The 19,324-nt window shown below is 74.5% G+C and carries 2 protein-coding genes and 1 pseudogene; all 3 read left to right on the top strand.

All coding sequences use genetic code 11. The features are described 5' to 3' along the window. Positions 1-61 precede the first annotated feature (61 nt). Positions 62-9,973 (top strand): annotated as a pseudogene (locus VLK66_RS11485) (amino acid adenylation domain-containing protein); the annotation flags it as partial. A gap of 597 nt (positions 9,974-10,570) precedes the next feature. Then, positions 10,571-14,959: a type I polyketide synthase gene (locus VLK66_RS11480; protein ID WP_325309555.1), complete on the top strand. Its 4,389-nt coding sequence runs from the start codon at positions 10,571-10,573 to the stop codon at positions 14,957-14,959. A 516-nt stretch (positions 14,960-15,475) separates the two neighbouring features. Beyond that, positions 15,476-18,967: an amino acid adenylation domain-containing protein gene (locus VLK66_RS11475; RefSeq protein ID WP_325309554.1), complete on the top strand. Its 3,492-nt coding sequence runs from the start codon at positions 15,476-15,478 to the stop codon at positions 18,965-18,967. Positions 18,968-19,324 lie beyond the last annotated feature (357 nt).

Below are 19,324 nucleotides of genomic sequence, written 5' to 3'. Positions count from 1 at the left end.
CCAGGCGCAGGCCGCCGGCCCCGAGCTGCGCCCCGTCGCCCGGCCGGACGGCGTCGCGCCGCTCTCCGCCAGCCAGGCGCGGCTCTGGGTGATGGAGCGGATGGAGACCGGCGGCAACGCCTACAACGCCTCGTTCGCCGTCCGTATCCGCGGGCCGCTGGACGTCGCCGCGCTGCGGGGCGCGCTGGACGCCGTCGTGGCGCGCCACGAGACGCTGCGCACCACCTTCGCCGAGCGCGACGGGGTGCCGGTGCAGATCGTCCACCCGCCCGCGCCCTTCCCCCTCGCCACCCTCGACCTCTCCCATCTACCGGGCGAGGAGCGGGAGGCGGAGCTGATGCGGCGGGGGAACGAGGACGCGCGCGCGGGCTTCGACGTGGTGGCCGGCCCCGTCTTCCGCGTCACCCTCGTCCGGCTGGGGGAGGAGGAGCACGCGCTCTTCGTCGCCATGCACCACCTGGTGACCGACGGGTGGAGCCTGGGAGTGCTGGCGCGCGACCTGGGCGCGGCGTACGCGGCGCTGCGCGAGGGGCGCGCGCCCGATCTCCCCCCGCTGCCGGTGCAGTACGCGGACTTCGCGGCGTGGGAGCACGAGCGCCTGCGCGGCGCGGAGCTGGAGCGGCTGGTGGCGTACTGGCGCGGCGCGCTGGAGGGCGCCCCGGCGGCCATCGACCTTCCCACCGACCATCCCCGCCCGGCGCAGGCCAGCCACCGCGGCGGCCGGGTGTACGCCCGCATCCACCCCGCGCTGGCGGCCCGCCTGCGCGAGCTGGCGCAGGGCGAGGAGGCCACGCTCTTCCACGTCCTCCTCGCGGCCTTCCGCCTGGTCCTCGCGCGCCACGCGGGGGAGGAGGACGTGGTGATCGGCACCCCCGTCGCCAACCGCCCGCGGAGCGCGCTGGAGGGGTTGATCGGCTTCTTCATCGACACCGTGCCGCTGCGCGCGCGCGTCCGCCCGGAGGCGACGTTCCGCGAGCTGGTGCGCGCCGAGAAGGCGGCGGCGATGGCGGCGTTCAGCCACAGCGGTCTCCCCTTCGACCGGCTGGTGGAGGAGCTGCGCCTGCCGCGCGACCCGGCCCGCAACCCCGTGTTCCAGGCCGCGCTGAACCTGCAGAGCGCGCGGGTGGACCTGCTCCGCCTGGCCGGCGCGGAGGTGACGCCGCTGGACACCGAGCACGGCTCCACGCCCTTCGAGCTGGCGCTGGACAACTGGCCGGACGACGACGGCGGGGTGACGGTCCACGCCGAGTACGCGGACGCCGTGTACGCGCGCGAAACGGTGGAGCGCATCGCCGCGCACGTGGTGCAGGTGCTGGAGCACGGCGCGTCGTCGCCCGACACGCGGCTGGCGGAGATGCCGCTGGCCTCGGCGGAGGAGATGGCGCGCGTGGCGGAGTGGGGGCGCGGCGGCGAGGGGCTTCCCGCGCCGGAGACGCTGCACGGGATGATCGCCGCGCGGGCGGCGGCGCGCCCCGATGCCCCCGCGCTGGCGTGGGACGGCGGCGCGCTGGGCTACGCGGAGGTGGAGGCGCGCACGGACGTGCTCGCGCGGCGGCTCCGCGCGCTGGGCGTCGGCCCGGAGACGGTGGTGGGGATGATGCTCCCGTCGTCGCCCGAGGGGATCCTGGCGATTCTCGGCATCCTGAAGGCGGGCGGCGCGTACGTCCCCCTGGACCCCGGCTTTCCGGACGCGCGCATCGCCCACGCGCTGGGGGATTCGGGCGCGGTCGCCGTGGTCGCGCGGCCGGCGGACGCGGCGCGGGTGGCGCCCCTCCCCGTCATCCCCATCGACTCGATCGAGTGGTTCGAGACGGGGAATGGAGATGCGGATCGGGATGGGGATGCGGATCTCCCCCGCTTCGCCGCCGGGCCGGACAACCTGGCGTACATCATCTACACCTCCGGATCGACCGGCATGCCCAAGGGCGTGGCCGTGTCGCACGCGGGGGCGGTGGCGCACGCGCATGCGTCGGTGCGGGCGTACGGCTTCCGCGCGGACAGCCGCTGTCTGCTCTTCGCCTCGCTGACCTTCGACGGCTCGGTGGAGCAGATCTTCGCCACCTGCGCGGCGGGAGGATGCGTGATCCCGCGCGGCCCCGAGGTCCCCGGCCCGGCGGAGCTGGCGGAGCGCGTGGAGCGGCTGGGCGTAAACATCGCCCTGCTGCCGACCGGCTACTGGACGCAGCTCACGCACGACACCACCGCGCTCGCCGCGGTGAAGCGCCAGCTGCGCGTGGTGATCGCCGGCGGCGAGGAGATGCGCGCCGACGCGCTGCGGCGCTGGGAATCGACCCCCGGCGAGGCGCGGCTGATCAACGGCTACGGGCCGACGGAGATCGTGGTCGTCGCCGCGGCCTTCGCCGTCCCGCGCGGCTTCGCGGCCACGAACCCGGCGCGCGTCCCCCTCGGCCTGCCCCTGCTGGGGCGCGAGCTGCGGGTGCTGGACGCGGAGCGGCACCCGGTCCCCGCCGGCGTCCCCGGCGAGCTGTTCATCGGCGGGGCGATCATGGCGCGCGGCTACCACGGCGGCCCCGCGCTCACGGCGGAGCGCTTCGTCCCCGATCCGTTCTCCGGCGTGCCGGGGGCGCGGATGTACCGCACGGGCGACCGGGTGAGATGGTTCGAAGAAGTGCGTGAGTGCGGAAGTGCGGAAGTGCGTGGGTTCGGTGGCGCCGAGGGTTCGGAGCGCGAAGCATGCACTGACGCACTGACGCACTCCCGCACTCCCGCACTCCCGCACTTCCGCACTGGGGTTCTCGAGTTCCTGGGCCGCGGCGACGCGCAGGTGAAGGTCCGCGGCTTCCGCGTGGAGCCGGGGGAGATCGAGGCGGCGCTGCGGACGCACCCGAACGTCGCGGAGTGCGTGGTGGCGGCGCGGCCGGACGCGGCGGGGGTGCTGCGGCTGGCGGCGTACTTCGTCCCGCGCGGCGCGGCGCCCAGCGGCGGCGAGCTGCGGGCGCACCTGGCCACGCGCGTGCCGGAGTACATGCTGCCGACCGCGTACATGGCGCTGGACGCCATCCCGCTCAGCGCCGCGGGGAAGGTGGACCGCCGCGCCCTTCCCGATCCCGGCGCGGGCGATGCCGAGGCGTTCGCCGCGCCGGAGACGCCGGACGAGGCCGCGCTCGCCGCCATCTGGGCCGAGCTGCTGGGCGTGGAGCGCGTGGGGGTGGAGGACGACTTCGTCTCGCTGGGCGGGCACTCGCTGCTGGGCATCCGCGTCGTCTCCCGTGTCGCCGCGCGGCTGGGGGTGGAGCTGCCGCTGCGCGCCGTCTTCGAGGCGCCCACCGTGCGCGCCCTGGCCCGCCGCGTAGCCGAGGCGCGCGTGGAGAGCGAGGGCGCGCCCGCGGGCATCATCCCCCCCGCCGACCGCGCGGCCCCGCTCCCCGCGAGCTTCGCGCAGGAGCGGATGTGGTTCCTGCAGCAGCTCGATCCCCGGTCGCCCGCGTACAACGTCGCCCTCGCGCTGCGGCTGTCCGGCGCGCTGGACGGCAACGCGCTGCATCGTGCGCTCGCGGAGATCGTCCGGAGGCACGAGGTGCTGCGCACGGTGTTCAGGGAACAGGGGACAGGAGACAGGGGACAGGGAACGGAGGGGATCGAGCAGATCGTGCTCGGCGCCGATGCGTTCGGGTGGGAGATGCTGGATCTGTCGCATCTCCCGAAGTCCCAGGCGGATGCGGAGGCGAAGCGGCGGGCGGGGGACGAGGCCGCGGCGCCGTTCGACCTGGCGCGCGGGCCGGTGCTGCGCGCGGTGCTGATGCGCATCTCCGACGGCGAGCACGTGCTGTCGCTGGTGATGCACCACGCGGTGAGCGACGCCTGGTCGTGGGAGGTGATGGAGCGCGAGCTGGCCACCCTCTACGCCGCCTTCCGCCGCGGCGAGCCAAGCCCGCTGCCGCCGCTTCCCGTGCAGTACGCGGACTTCGCGGCGTGGCAGCGCGGGTGGCTGCGCGGCGAGGCGCTGGAGCGGCAGGCCGCCTTCTGGCGCCAGCGGCTGGCCGGCGCACCCGCCGTGCTGGAGCTGCCGTCCGACCGCCCGCGGCCGCCGGTGCAGGACCTCCGCGGCGCGCTGCTCCCCTTCCGCCTCTCGGGCGACGCGGCCGACGGCGTGCGCGCGCTCGCCGCGGCGGAGGGGGCCACGCCGTTCATGGTGCTGCTGGCGGCGTTCTCCGTGGTCCTCCAGCGCTGGAGCGGGCAGGACGACCTGGTGGTCGGCACGCCGGTGCTCAGCCGCCCGCGGCCCGAGCTGGAGCCGCTGATCGGCTTCTTCAGCAACACCCTTCCCGTCCGCGCGGACCTCTCCGGGCGCCCGGCGTTCCGCGAGCTGCTGCGGCGCGTGCGCCAGACCACGCTGGACGCCTTCGCGCACCAGGACCTGCCCTTCGAGCGGATGGTGGACGAGGTGCGCGCCGAGCGCAGCCTGAGCCACACCCCGCTCTTCCAGGTGATGCTCGCGCTGCAGCACGGCGGCCACGCCGGGCTGGCGCTGCAGGGCGTCACCGCCGGCGAGGTGGAGATCGCGCACGGCACCTCGCGCTACGACCTGACGGTGATGCTGGCGCAAGGCGCCGACGGCTCGTTCACCGGCCAGGCCGAGCTCGCCACCGCGCTCTGGGACGAATCCACCATCGCGCGGATGATGCGGCACCTGGACGCCGTCGTCCGCGCCGCCGCGGCGGACCCGGACGCGCCCGTCGCCACGCTCCCGCTGCTGGACGCGGACGAGCGCGCGGCGGTGACGGACGCCGTCAACCGCACGGAGCGGGGATGGGACGCCGCGCTCGTCCACGACCTGGTGAGCGCGCAGGCGGCGCGGACGCCGGACGCGCTCGCCGTGGAGTTCGCGGGCGAGCGCGTGACCTACGCGGAGCTGGAGGCACGCGCCAACCGCCTCGCGCACCGGCTCGTCCGGCTGGGCGTGCGGCCGGACGCGCGGGTGGCGGTGGCGATGGAGCGGTCGGTGGAGATGACGGTCGCCGTGCTCGCGGTGCTGAAGGCGGGGGCGGGCTACGTGGCCGTCGACCCCAACTACCCCACCGAGCGCATCGCCTACATGCTGGGCGACAGCCGCGCCGCCGTCGTGCTGACGACCTCCCCCGTCGCCGCCCGTCTCCCCGCGACGGACGCGGCGGTGGTGCGCGTGGATGCGGAGGACCTCGCGGCGGAGCCGACGGACGCACCGCGGGTCCATCTCCATCCCGACAACCTGCTGTACGTGCTGTACACGTCGGGGTCCACGGGCCGGCCGAAGGGCGCCGCGCTCCCGCACCGCGCGCTGGCCAACGTCGTCCGCTGGCAGGCGGAGCGGTTCGGGGATGCGGCGCCCGCGCGGACGCTGCAGTTCGCGTCGCTGTCGTTCGACGTCTCGTTCCAGGAGATCTTCTCCACCTGGGCCAGCGGTGGCGCGCTGGTGCTGATCGACGACGACACGCGGCGGGATGCCGAGGCACTGACCGCATATCTGCGCGAGCACCGCATCGAGCGGCTGTTCCTCCCCTTCGCCGCGCTGCAGAACGTTGCCGAGGCGGCGGACGCGGGCGATGCACGTCTCCCCGACCTGCGCGAGATCATCACCGCGGGCGAGGCGCTGCGCTCCACGCCGCAGCTGCGCGCCTTCTTCCGCGCGAACCCGCAGGCGACGCTCGACAACCACTACGGCCCCAGCGAGACGCACGTCATCTCCGCGCACATGGTGGACGGCGACCCGGAGGCGTGGCCCGCGCTGCCGCCGATCGGCGCGCCGGTGGCCAACACGCGCCTGTACGTGCTGGACGCGGTGATGCAGCCCGCCCCCCTCGGCGTCCCCGGCGAGCTGTTCGCGGGTGGCGCCAACCTGGCGCGCGGCTACCTGGCCCGCCCGGCGCTGACGGCGGAGAAGTTCGTCCCCGACCCGTTCGGAGCGCCGGGGAGCAGATTGTATCGCACCGGCGACCGCGTTCGGTGGATGTGCGAAAGTGAAAACCCGGCACTCCCGCATCCGACGCTCGCGCCGCCGGTCGCAGGCCCCGCGAACCCCGTCCCTCCCCCAGGCAGTTTTGGGGGAGGGACAGGCGAGGAACGAGCCAGGGAGAGGGCCGCGGGAGGTGCCGAAGCGCGTCCGGATTCGTCTCGCGATGAGTCCACTTTCGCACTCTCGCACTCTCGCACTTTCGCACCGTCACTCGCGCTCGAGTACGTCGGCCGCACGGACTTCCAGCTGAAGATCCGCGGGTTCCGCGTGGAGCCGGGCGAGGTCGAGGCGGTGCTGACCGAGCACCCCGCGGTCGTGCAGGCGGCCGTCACCGCCCGCGGCGACGGCGCGGAGCGGCGGCTGGCGGCGTACGTCGTCCCCGCGGCGGGCGCTTCTCCGTCGCTCCCCGAGCTGCGGGCGCACGTGGCGGCGCGGCTGCCCGAGCACATGGTGCCGCGCGCGTGGCGCTTGATGGACGCGCTCCCGCTCACCCCCAGCGGCAAGGTGGACCGCCGCTCGCTCCCCGAACCCGACGCCGCGCCGGAGGAGGAGGCGCGCGTCGCCCCGCGCACGCCCGCCGAGGAGCTGGTGGCCGATGCGTGGGAGGCGGTGCTGCACACGCGTCCCGGCGCGCACGACGACTTCTTCGCGCTGGGCGGCCACTCGCTCGCGGCCACGCAGGTGATCGCGCGCATCCGCCGCGCCTTCGGCATCGAGCTGCCGCTGCGGGCGCTGTTCGAGGCGCCGACCGTGGCCGGGCTGGCGGCGCGCGCGGCCGAGGCGCGGCGCGGAACGCATCTCCATCTCCCCCCGCTCGTTCCCGTGGAGCGCGGGGCCGGGTCGCCGCTGTCGTTCGCGCAGCAGCGCTTCTGGTTCGTGGAGCGGATGGGCGCGGCCGGCGCGGCGTACAACATCCCCATCGTCCTCACCCTCCGCGGCGAGCTTGACGCCGATGCGCTCCGGGCGGCGCTGGACGGGCTGGTCGCGCGGCACGAGTCGCTGCGGACGAGCTTCAGGGGACAGGGGACAGGGGACGGGGGACAGGGAGGACCGGTGCAGGTGGTGGCGCCGGCGTCGCCCGTGGACCTGCATCTCCATGACCTGACCGCGTTTATGGGGAATGGGGATGCGGAGATGGAGCGCATCACCCGCGCGGAGGCGGCGGCGCCGTTCGACCTGGAGCGCGGGCCGCTGATGCGGGCGCGGCTGGTTCGCCGCTCGCCCGATGAGCACCGGCTGATCCTGAACTTCCACCACATCGTCTGCGACGCGTGGTCGCTCGCCGTGGCCTTCCGCGAGCTGGGCGAGCTGTACGCCGCCGCGCGCGAGCGGCGGCCCGCGCGATTGGCGCCGCTGGCGGTGCAGTACGCGGACTACGCCGTCTGGCAGCGCGAGCGGCTCACCGGCCAGGCGCTGGCGCGCGAGCTGGACGCCTGGCGCGCGCGGCTGGAGGGCGCCGCCGTGCTCAACCTGCCGACGGACCGCCCGCGCCCCGCGGTGCAGAGCTTCCGCGGCGCCATTCTCCCCTTCGCGCTCGGCGCGGAGACGGCCGGGCGCGTCCGCGAACTCGCGCGGCGCGAGGGGGCCACGCCGTTCATGGTGCTGCTCGCCGCGTTCGACGTCCTGCTGTCGCGGTGGACGGGGACCGAGGACGTGGTCGTCGGCTCCCCCGTCGCCGGCCGGGTGCCGGAGGAGACGGAGGCGCTGGTGGGCGTCTTCGTGAACACGCTGGCGCTGCGCACCGACCTCTCCGGCGACCCGACGTTCCGCGAGGTGCTGGGGCGCGTGCGCGAGGGAACGCTGGACGCGTACGCGCACCAGGAGGTGCCGTTCGAGCGGCTGGTGGAGGAGCTGAAGCTGGGGCGCAGCCTGGACCGGCACCCGCTCTTCCAGGTGATCTTCTCCATGCACGCCGGCGGCTACGGCGCGCCCGACCTCCCCGGCCTGTCCGTCTCCACGGACGAGATGGACAACGGGACCGCGAAGGTCGACCTCGTCCTCGGCCTGACGGACGCGGGGGATGTGATCGAGGGGGCGTTCCAGTACGCCTCGGACCTGTTCGACCAGGCCACGATCCGGCGGATGGCGACCCATCTCGCCACGCTGCTGGACGCGGCGCTGGCGAACCCCGCGACGCCCATCGCCGCGCTGCCGCTGATGCCGGCGGATGAGGAGGCGCGGCTGGAGTCGTTCCACGGCGCCGTCGCCGACTACCCGCGCGGTCTCACCCTCCCCGCGCTTTTCGAGGCGCAGGTGGCGCGGACGCCGAAGGCGGACGCGGTGCGCTGGAACGGCGCGGCGGTGACGTATCAGGAGCTGAACGCGAACGCCAACCGCCTCGCGCACCGCCTGCGCGCGCTCGGCGTCGGGCCGGAGGTGCGCGTCGCCGTGTGCATGGAGCGCACGCCGGAGCTGATCGCGGCGCTGCTGGCGGTGCACAAGGCGGGCGGCGGCTACGTCCCCATCGACCCGAACTATCCGGCGGACCGCATCGCGTACATGCTGGACGATTCCGGCGCGCCCGTGCTGCTGGCGCACGCGCGCATCGCCGAACGTCTCCCGTCCCACGCCGCGGCGACGGTGCGGGTGGATGCGGACTGGGCGGAGATCCAGCGGGAGATGCCGGAAAACCCCGGCGTATCGATCGATCCGCGCAATCTGGCCTACGCCATCTACACCTCGGGGTCGACCGGGCGGCCCAAGGGCGTGCAGATCGAGCATCGCAGCGCGGTCACGCTGATGCACTGGCTGCGCGAGCACGTGTCGGACGACGAGCGGCGGGCGGTCCTCGGATCGACCTCCATCTCCTTCGACGTCTCCATCGCCGAGATCTTCGGCACGCTGTGCTGGGGCGGCACGCTCGTCCTGGTCCGCGACGCGCTGGCGCTGCCGGACGCGGGCGAGGACGTCATCCTCGCCAGCATGGCCCCGAGCGCCGCCGCGGAGCTGCTGCGGATGCGCGCCATCCCGCCGACGCTGCGCGTCCTCAACCTGGGCGGCGAGGCGCTGCCCAACGCGCTGGCGCAGGGGCTGTACGCGCTGGGGACTGTCGAGCGCGTGGGCAACTTCTACGGCCCGACGGAGGATACGACCTACTCCACGTGGTCCATCGTGGAGCGCGGCGGATCGCGCGTCTACGTCGGCCGTCCGGTCGCCAACACGCGGGCGTACGTGCTGGACCGCCATCTCCGGCGCGTGCCGGTCGGCGTCCCCGGCGAGCTGTACCTGGCGGGCGACGGCTTGGCACGCGGCTACCACGATCGCCCCGCGCTCACGGCCGAGCGCTTCATCCCCGACCCGTTCAGCGCGGTACCGGGGGGACGCATGTACCGCGTCGGGGATCTCGTCCGCTGGAAGGACGAAAGTGCGGAAGTGCGGGAGTGCGGGAGTGCGCTGGATCCGCGCGAGAACGCACGCACTGACGCACTCACGCACTCACGCACTTCGTCGCCGGCCACCGCGGTTCTCGACTACCTCGGGAGATTGGACCACCAGGTGAAGATCCGCGGCCACCGCGTGGAGACGGGCGAGATCGAGGCGACGCTGGCCGGGCATCCGCGCGTCCGCGAATCGGCCGTGATCGCGCGCGAGGACACGCCGGGCGACGCGCGCCTGGTCGCCTACGTGGTCGCGGTGGACGCGGCCAGCCCGCCCGCGCCCGCGGAACTGCGCGAGCACCTGAAGGCGCGGCTGCCGGAGTACATGGTCCCGGCTGCGTGGGTCCCGATGGACGCGCTCCCGCTGAACCCCAACGGCAAGGTCGACCGCCTGCGCCTCCCCGCCCCCGGCGAGCGCGAGCGCGTGCAGACCGAGACGGCGCCGCGCACCGCGGCGGAGCAGGCGATCGCGCGCGTGTGGCGCGAGGTGCTGGGCGTGGAGCACGTGGGCGTCGACGAGAACTTCTTCGAGATCGGCGGCCACTCGCTCCTCCTCGCGCGCCTGCAGGAGCGCCTGAACGAGGAGATGGGAAGCGCCCTCACCTTCGTCGATCTCTTCCAGTTCACCACCATCGCCGCGCTGGCCGGGCACCTGGCGCCGCGCGCGATGGAGAACAGCGACACCGATCTGGAGGAGACGCAGGCACCGAGCGAAGCACGGGGGCGCGGGGCGAGTCGAAGAGAGCTGATGCGGCGCGGGCGGAGATAGGTGCGACTCCGCGTCCCCGCGGAGCCCTCCCCCCCGCGGCTTAGGCCGCGTACCCCGTCCCGATAACGGGAGGGGGTAACGTCGAAAGCGGCGCGCGGCGTGTGGAGCGCGCGTCGGCGGTGGTGATGCGAGGCCCGAGGCCAGCATCGCGGCGGCTCGGAGGCCTGGTAGTGAGGAGTGAGGACCGCCGGGCGGGCAGGATGGAGATTTTCAGCGCGGATGCCATCCAGCTACCTCTCCCGGTACGGGAGAGGTGGACGGCCTGAGCCGGCCGGAGAGGGCGCGAGGCCGTGGAAACGCTCCACCGCCAGCCCCACGCTGAGTTCTCCCCCTCCCCCGCGGAGCGGGCGGAGGGGGCTAGCCGGGCGGGCAGGGCGCAGCCCCAAAGCACGAACGTAACCGAGCAACAGCACCGAATTCTGTAGACGCACGGGCTCATCGCAGCCCCGATCTGGAGATAGACGGATCTACATGAGCATCATCGAACCGCATTCGAACGGCACGGCCGAAGGGCCCGACATCCCCGAATCCGCCGACCTGGAGGTGGCGATCATCGGGATGGCGGGGCGCTTTCCGGGCGCGGACGACCTGGACGCGTTCTGGGCCAACCTGCAGGCCGGCATCGAATCCATCTCCCGCTTCGGCGACGACGAGCTGCGCGCGGCGGGCGTCTCCGAGGCGGAGCTGGCGAACCCGGACTACGTGAAGGCCATCGGCCGCCTCCGCGACGTGGAGCACTTCGACGCCGGCTTCTTCGGCTACTCTCCGCGCGAGGCCGAGGTGCTGGAGCCCGGCCATCGCCTCTTCCTGGAGTGCGCGTGGGAGGCGCTGGAGGACGCGGGCGTCGATCCGGACCAGGTCGCCGGCCGCATCGGCGTGTACGCCGGCGCGGGGTCCAGCGGGTACGCGGAGCGGCACGTGAAGCCGAACGCCGCGCTGATGGAGTCGGCCGGCGGCTTCCAGGTGAGCCTGGGGAGCGAGAAGGACTTCCTGGCGACGCGCGTCTCGTACAAGCTGGACCTGCGCGGGCCCAGCCTGGCGGTGCAGACCGGGTGCTCCACCTCCCTCGTGGCCATCCATCTCGCCGCGCAGAGCCTGCTGCGCGGCGAGTGCGAGCTGGCGCTGGCGGGTGGCGCCAGCGTCATCATCCCCCAGACCACGGGCTACCTCTGGCAGCACGGCGGCATCGTCTCGCCCGACGGAAGCTGCCGCGCCTTCGACACGCGCTCCGGCGGCGCCGTCTCCGGGAGCGGCGTCGGCGCCATCGTCCTCAAGCGCCTCTCCGACGCGCTGCGCGACGGCGACGCGGTGCGCGCCGTCATCCGCGGCAGCGCCATCAACAACGACGGTGGAGCCAAGGTCGCCTTCACCGCGCCGGGCGTGGAGGGCCAGTCCGCCGTCATCGCCGAGGCGCTGGAAGCCGCGGACGTGGACCCCGACACGGTGACGTACGTCGAGGCGCACGGCACGGGGACGGAGCTGGGCGACGTGATCGAGATCGCCGCGCTGACGCGGGCCTTCCGCGCGTTCACCAACCGCGAGGGGTACTGCGCCGTCGGCTCGGTGAAGACCAACATCGGCCACCTGGACACCGCCGCGGGCGTCGCCGGGCTGATCAAGACGGTGCTGGCGATGGAGCACCGCCGCATCCCGCCGACCGTGCACTTCGCGGCGCCCAACCCGCGCATCGCCTTCGCGGGGAGCCCCTTCCGCGTCGCCGCGGGGACGACGGTCGACTGGGCGGCCGACGGGCCGCGGCGCGCGGGCGTCAGCTCGTTCGGCATCGGCGGGACCAACGCGCACGTGGTGCTGGAGGAGGCGCCCGCCGCCTCGCCGTCCGGCCCCTCGCGCCCGTGGCAGCTGCTGGCAGTGAGCGCCCGCGGCGCCTCCGCGGCGCAGGCGCAGGCGGCGCGGCTGGCGGACCATCTCCAGAATCATCCCGATCTCCCGCTGGCGGACGTCGCGCACACGCTCCGCGAGGGGCGCCACGCCTTCGCGCACCGCCGCATCGCCGTCGTCCGCCAGGGCGAGGACGCGGCGGCCATCCTGCGCGGCGCCGTCCCCGAGCGGATCGCCGCGGGCGTGGCCGAGGCGGGCGCGCGCTCCGTCGCCTTCCTCTTCCCGGGACTGGGGGATCACTACCCCAACATGGCGCGCGGGCTGTACGAGGCTGAGCCCGCCTTCCGCGCGGAGGTGGACCGCTGCGCGGAGATCCTGCGCCCGCTGCTCGGCGCCGACATCCGCGAGGCGCTCTTCCCGGGCCACGCGCCGTCCGACGCGGCGCCCGCGCAGGCGCTCGACCTGCGCGCGATGGTGGCGCGTTCGGCGCCCACGCCCGAGGCGGCGCAGCTGAACCGCACCGCGCTGGCGCAGCCCGCCGTGTTCGTGGTGGACTACGCGCTCGCGCGGCTGTGGATGAGCTGGGGGATCGCTCCGGACGCACTGATCGGCCACTCGCTGGGCGAGTACGCGGCCGCGTGCATCGCCGGCGTGCTGTCGCTGGAGGACGCGCTCACCCTGGTCGCCGAGCGTGCGAAGACCATCGAGCCGCTGCCGGGCGGGGCGATGCTCGCCATCTCCCGCGATCCCACGGAGATCCAGCCGCACCTCGCCGGCGGTGTCGCGATCGCGACGGTGAACGCGCCGGGGCTCTGCGTCGTCGCCGGACCCGAGGACGCGGTGGCCGATCTGGAACGGCGGCTGGGGGATGCGGGGATCGTCGCGCGGCGGCTGCCCACGACGCACGCCTTCCACACGCCGATGCTGGCCCCGGTCGCCGGGCGGCTGACGGAGATCGCGCGATCGGTGCGGCTGCGCCCGCCGCGCATCCCCATGATCAGCAACGTCACGGGAACGTGGATCACCGACGCGGAGGCGACCGATCCGGAGTACTGGACGCGCCACATGCTCGGCACCGTGCGCTTCGCGGACGGCGTCGGCGAGCTGCTGCGCGAGCCGGGGCGCGTGCTGCTGGAGGTGGGTCCCGGGCAGACGCTCTCCACCTTCGTCCGCCAGCGGCCGGGCGACGGGGAAGAGGCCCCCGTCGCCGTCATCCCGTCGATGCGCCACGCCTTCGACCGGCGGCCGGACCAGGGGGTGCTGCTGGAGGCGCTGGGACGGCTCTGGCTGGCCGGGGTGAAGCCGGACTGGACGGCCTTCCGCGGCCCGGAGCGGCGCCGGAAGGTCCATCTCCCCACGTACCCGTGGGAGAAGCAGCGCTACTGGGTGGATGCTCCCACGCTGGCCGCTTCGGCGCACCCCGCACGCGCCAGCGCCGACCCGGCGGAGTGGACCTATCTCCCCGACTGGCGCCGCTCCCCCGCCCCGCCGTCGTCCGCCGAGATCCGCCGCGTCCTCGTCCTCGCGCAGGATGATTCGGGAGATGCGCTCGCCACCGCGCTGCGCCAACTCGGGCGCGAGGCGACGGTGCGCCGCATCCCCGCCTCCGCGGAGCGAGACGGCGTCCGCGCGGTGGTGGATGGGGATTCGGACGCGGTCGCCGTCATCACCCCCGATCCCGTCACCCTGCTCATGCTGGGCGCGGCGATGGCGCACGCCGGCAGCCGCGCGCGGCTGATCGCCATCACGCGCGACGCGCACGACGTCACCGGCCGCGAGGCGCTGGACGTGGGCGCCGCCGCGGTCGCCGCCGCCGCGCTGGTGGTGACGCAGGAGCACGCGCCCATCCGCGCCCGCACGGTCGACGTGGAGGCGGACGCGCGCGACCTCGCCCGCCTCGCCGCTGAGCTCGTCGCGGACGCGGACGACCAGGTGATCGCCCTGCGCGGTCCGCACCGCTGGGCGCGCGGCTTCCGCGCCGCGAAGCCCGCCGCGCCGGCGGCGACGGTGCGAGAAGGCGGCGCGTACCTGCTCGTCGGCGGCGTCGAGGGCCAGAACGCCGTCTTCGCCCGCGCGCTCGCCCGCGTCCCCGGCGTGCGCCTGGCGGCGATCACGGTGGACGGCCGGGTCTCCGGGCCGGAGGAGCCATCCGTCCTCGCGCTCCGGGCCGATCCGGCGGACGCGTCGTCGCTCGCCGCCGCGATCGGCCAGGCGGAGGCGCGCTTCGGGCGCATCGACGGCGTGCTGTGGACGCCGTCCGGCGCGGACATCTCCCTCGCCGCCGCGGACGAGGCGAAACCCGCGTGGCGCGCGGAGCTGGCTCGCATCGCCGCGCAGCTGGATGCGCTCGATACGGCGCTCGGCGGGCGGGAGATGGACTTCTGCCTGACCGAATCGTCGCTCGCGGGCGTGCTGGGCGGCGTCGGCCTGGTGCGCGCGGCGCTGCTGCACGCGCAGGCGGACGCCATCGCCCAGCGCCACGCCCGCGGATCGCGCCCGCGCTGGACCAGCGTCGCCGCCGACCGCTGGCTGCAGCCGGGAGAATCGGCGAGCGGCATCCCCCTCGACGCGGCGGAGGCGGTGCTGAGGCATGCGCTCGCGCTGGCCGCCGAGCCGGTGGTGCTGGTCTCGCCGACGGAGCTGGAGGCGCGCCTGCGCGGCGCCGCGCACCCGGAGCCGCATCGCCCCGAAGCCGCGCGCTACGCCCGTCCGGACGACCTGGGGATCGATTACGCGGCGCCGCAGACGGAGCTGGAGGAGCGGATCGCGGCGGTGTGGCAGGAGCTGCTGGGGCTGGAGCGGATCGGCGTGCACGACGACTTCTTCGCGCTGGGCGGCCACTCGCTGCTGGCCACGCAGATCGTCGGCCGCCTGCGCGACCTGTTCGAGCTGGAGCTGCCGCTGGCCGTGATCTTCGAGGCCCCGACCGTGGCGAAGATGGCCGTTCTCGTCGAGGACGCCTTCTTCGCCGAGATCGAGGCCATGACGGACGAAGAGGCCGCGGCGATGGTGGGCAGGTGAGGGAACCTCTCAGACGAGGATCGGCGATGGGAAACTCAGCGGGAGATTGGCGGCGGTGCGCTTCGGCAGCGCCGCAGCCCTCCCCCCGCGGCTCAGGCCGCGTACCCCGTCCCGATAACGGGAGGGGGTAACGTCGAAAGCGGCGCGCGGGGCTGGGAGCACGCCTCGGGTGGTGGTGGGATGCGTGGCCCGAGCCCATCATCGCAGCGGCTCGGAGGCCTGGTAGTGAGGAGTGAGGACCGCCGGGCGGGCAGGATGGAGATTTTCAGCGCGGATGCCATCCAGCTACCTCTCCCGGTACGGGAGAGGTGGACGGCCTAGGCCGGCCGGAGAGGGCGCGAGGCCGCGGGCGCGCGCCGCCGCCCATCCTCACGATGAGGTCTCCCCTCCCCCAGGCAGTTTGGGGGGAGGGGCCGGGGGAGAGGGCCGCGGCGCCAGGCGATGAAGAAGTTCGATGGACGAGCCTGAATCTCGTCCCCGATGTGTAACCGGATCCCGAACAGGGCTGAGCTTTACATGGACACGATCAACCGGCGCGACACCCTCTCCGACGCCAAGCGCGCGCTCCTCGAGGCGCGCATGCGCGGCCAGGCCCACGCGCCGCGCCAGCGCGAGGTCATCGGCCGCTGCGCCGGCGAGGGGCCGGAGTTCCCCGCGTCGTACATGCAGGAGCAGATGTGGCTGGCCATCCAGCTCGACCCCGAGCGCGCCATCTACAACGTCCCCGTGGCCGTCCTCGTCCGCGCGGACGCCGACGTGCCGGCGCTGGAGCGCGCCTTCACCGAGGTGGTGCGGCGCCACGAGGGGCTGCGCACCGTCTTCCGCACGGTCGGCGGCGAGCTGCGGCAGGTGGTGCTCCCGCCGCACCCCGTGACCGCCGACGTGCGCGACCTGCGCGCCGAGGTGGGGCCGGACTTCGACGCGGGCGTGCGCCGCATCGTCAGCGAGGCCGGGGCGCGCACGATGGACATCGAGCGCGGGCCCATGGTGCAGCTGTCGCTGCTGCGCGTGTCGGACGAGCGCTCGGCGCTGGTCATCACCCTGCAGCACATCGTCACCGACGGGTGGGCGTATCCGCTCATCCTGCACGAGCTGTGGGAGCTGTACGCCGCCGAATTGCACGGCCGCCCCGTGACGCTCCCCGAGCCGACGCTGCGCTACGCCGACTACGCCGTGTGGCAGCGCGAGCACCTGCGCGGCGAGACGCTGGACGCGCACGTGGCCTTCTGGCGCGGGCTGCTGGAGGGCGCGCCCGAGACCGAGCTTCCCGGCGACCGCCCGCGCCCGGCGCAGTCCAGCTACCGCGGCGCCATGCACCACTTCGTCTTCCCCACTGAAGCCAGCGCCGCCGTCCGCGCGCTCTGCCGGCGCGAGGCGGCGACCGTGAACATGGTGCTCTCCGCCGCCTTCTCCGCGACGGTGGCGCGCTACACCGGGAGCGGCGACGTCGTCTTCGGCACGCTGTACGGCAACCGCAGCCGGCCGGAGCTGGAGCAGGTCGTGGGCTGCTTCGTGAACTCCGCGGCGCTGCGGCTCGATCTCTCGGACGACCCGCCGTTCGCGGAGGCGGTGGGGCGCGCCAAGCGGCTGGTGCTGGACGCCGAGCGCCACCAGGAGCTGCCGTTCGAGAAGGTGGTGGAGCACCTGCGGGTCCGCCGCGACCCCAGCCGCAACCCGCTGTTCCAGCTCATGTACTTCCACCACACCTTCGTCCCGCAGCACGCGCAGGCGTCGGTCAGGGAGCTGGACCCGCAGGCCGTCTACCGCGCGGCGTCGCTGGTCGACACGGGCCTCGCCAAGCTGGACTTCATCCTCACCACGCTGGAGGAGGGCGACGAGCTCTCCGCCATCGTCGAGTACGCGACGGACCTGTTCGACGCGGCCACGGTGGAGCGCTTCTGCCGGCACTTCGTGACGCTGGCCGGGCGCGCCGCAGCGAACGCCCATCTCCCCGTCTCCGCCATCTCCCTGCTCGACCGGGAGGAAGAGGAGACGCTGCGCGAGTGGAGCCGCGGCCCGTCGCTCGCCGCCGAGCCCGCGCCCGTCCATCGCCAGTTCGAGGCGCGGGCCGCCGCGGCGCCGGACGCGGACGCCGTCCGCTTCGGCGCGGAGACGACGTCGTACGCGGAGCTGGACGCGCGCGCCAACCGCATCGCCCGGCGGCTGCGGGAGATGGGCGTCGGACCCGAGACGCGCGTCGGCCTCTCCATGGAGCGCTCGCCGGATCTGCTCGCCGGGGTGATGGGGATCTGGAAGGCCGGCGGCGCCTTCGTCCCGCTCGACCCGGCGTACCCGGCCGAGCGGCTGGCGTGGACCATCGCCAACGCCGCGCTCCCCGTCGTCGTCACCGCGGGCGACGTCGCGGACGCGCTCCCCGCACACGCCGCGGAGCTTCTCCGCATCGAGGAGCTGGGGGATGGAGATGCGACGGCGGGTGCGGAGGAGATCCCCATCTCCGCCGACCATCTGGCGTACGTCATCTACACCTCGGGATCGACCGGGCGGCCGAAGGGGGTGCAGGTGCGGCACGGCTCGCTGGCCAATCTCCTTGCCGCCACGCGCGATGCGTTCGGCGCCGGGCCGGGGGACGTGATGCCGCCGCTGGCCTCGTACGCCTTCGACATCTGGCTCTTCGAGGCGCTGCTTCCGCTCGTCTCCGGCGGCGCCACGCGGGTGGTCCCGCGCGAGCGGCTGCTGGACGTGGCCGCGCTGGCGGAGGAAGCCGCCGACGCCACGCTCCTGCACGCCGTTCCCGCGCTGATGCGCGAGATCGCGCAGGCGGAGCGCGCCGCGCCGCGGATGACGCGCCTCCGCCACGTGTTCACGGGGGGAGATTCGGTGCCGCCCGCGCTCCTGGCCGAGATGCGCGCCGCCTTCCCCGCCGCGGAGGCGCACGTCCTCTACGGCCCGACGGAGGGGACGATCCTCGCCTCCGCGCACGCCGTCGACGGCGACGTGGAGGGGCACCCGATCGGCCGGCCGCTGGCCGAGATGCGGCTGTACGTCTGCGACGAGACCGGGGGGCTGCAGCCGCCCGGCGTCCCCGGCGAGCTGCTGATCGGCGGCCCCGGCGTGGCGCGCGGCTACCTGGGCCTCCCGGCGATGACGGCCGAGCGCTTCGTCCCCGACCCGTTCGGCGGCTTCCCCGGCGCGCGCCTGTACCGCACGGGCGACCGGGCGAGGTGGAAGGAAAGTGCGGAAGTGCGGGAGTGCGGAAGTGCGCTGGATCCGCGCGAGAGCGAGCGCACTGACGCACTCACGCACTCCCGCACTTCCGCACTTCCGCACTCACGCACTGCGGTTCTGGAGTTCCAGGGCCGCCTCGACCGCCAGGTGAAGATCCGCGGCTTCCGCATCGAGCTGGGCGAGGTGGAGGCGGCGGTCGCGGGCGTTCCCGGCGTGCGCGAGGCCGCCGTGGTGCTGCGCGAGGACACCCCCGGCGTGCGCCGCCTGGTGGCCTACGCGGCGGGCGACGGGGTGACGGGCGATGCGGTTCGCGCCGCGCTGCGCGAGCGCCTTCCCGACTACATGGTCCCGTCGGCGGTGGTGGTGATGGACGCGCTCCCCCGCACCGCCACCGACAAGCTGGACCGCCGCGCCCTGGCCGCCCCCGAGGCCGAGGTGGGCGACGCGGTGGAGTACGTGGCCCCGCGCGACGAAGTGGAGACGGCGATCGCGCAGGCGTGGGCGCGGGTGCTGGGGCGCGACCGCGTGGGCGTGCACGACAACTTCTTCGAGCTGGGCGGCGATTCGATCCTGGTGATCCAGACCATCGCCCGCGCCGCCGAGGCCGGGGTCGCGCTCCAGCCCTGGCAGATGTTCCGCTTCCACACGGTAGCCGAGCAAGCCGCCGCCGCCCGCGACGCCGCCGAAACCGCGGCCTCGGAGGCGGCATCGCCCGCGACGGAAGCGGAAGCGGGCGATGACGATGCCTTCTTCGGCGACGGGCTGGACGGCATCGACGACGGGCTGCTCGACGCGGTGCTGGGGCAGCTCGGGAGGGATTGAGTAACGAGCCACGGTGCGCGCCCGCGGGGCCCTCCCCCCGCGGCTTAGGCCGCGTAGCGCACGCGTCGGACGGTGGTGTGATGCGGGGCCCACCCCAGCATCGCAGAGGCACTGAAAAGCTTGGTAGCGCGGAGTGAAGGATCGCTGGGCGGGCAGGATGCAGCCGCCCAGCGCGGATGTCATCCAGCTACCTCTCCCGGTACGGGAGAGGTGGACGGCCTGAGCCGGCCGGAGAGGGCGCGGCACCGCGGGCGCGCACCGCCGCCAATCCCCGCGCTGAGGTCTCCCCCCCGGGCAGTTTTGGGGGAGGGGGCGGGGGGAGAGGGCCGCGGCACCGGAGCCCACATGGAGTTCCGC

The organism is Longimicrobium sp. (assembly GCF_035474595.1).
Classification (GTDB): domain Bacteria; phylum Gemmatimonadota; class Gemmatimonadetes; order Longimicrobiales; family Longimicrobiaceae; genus Longimicrobium.
This window is presented reverse-complemented; position numbering and strand designations above follow the sequence as displayed.

Bases quoted from the DNA above. Each gene is read 5' to 3' on its own strand.
- VLK66_RS11480 (WP_325309555.1), top strand. From the start codon at position 10,571: ATGAGCATCATCGAACCGCATTCGAACGGCACGGCCGAAGGGCCCGAC.
- VLK66_RS11475 (WP_325309554.1), top strand. From the start codon at position 15,476: ATGGACACGATCAACCGGCGCGACACCCTCTCCGACGCCAAGCGCGCG.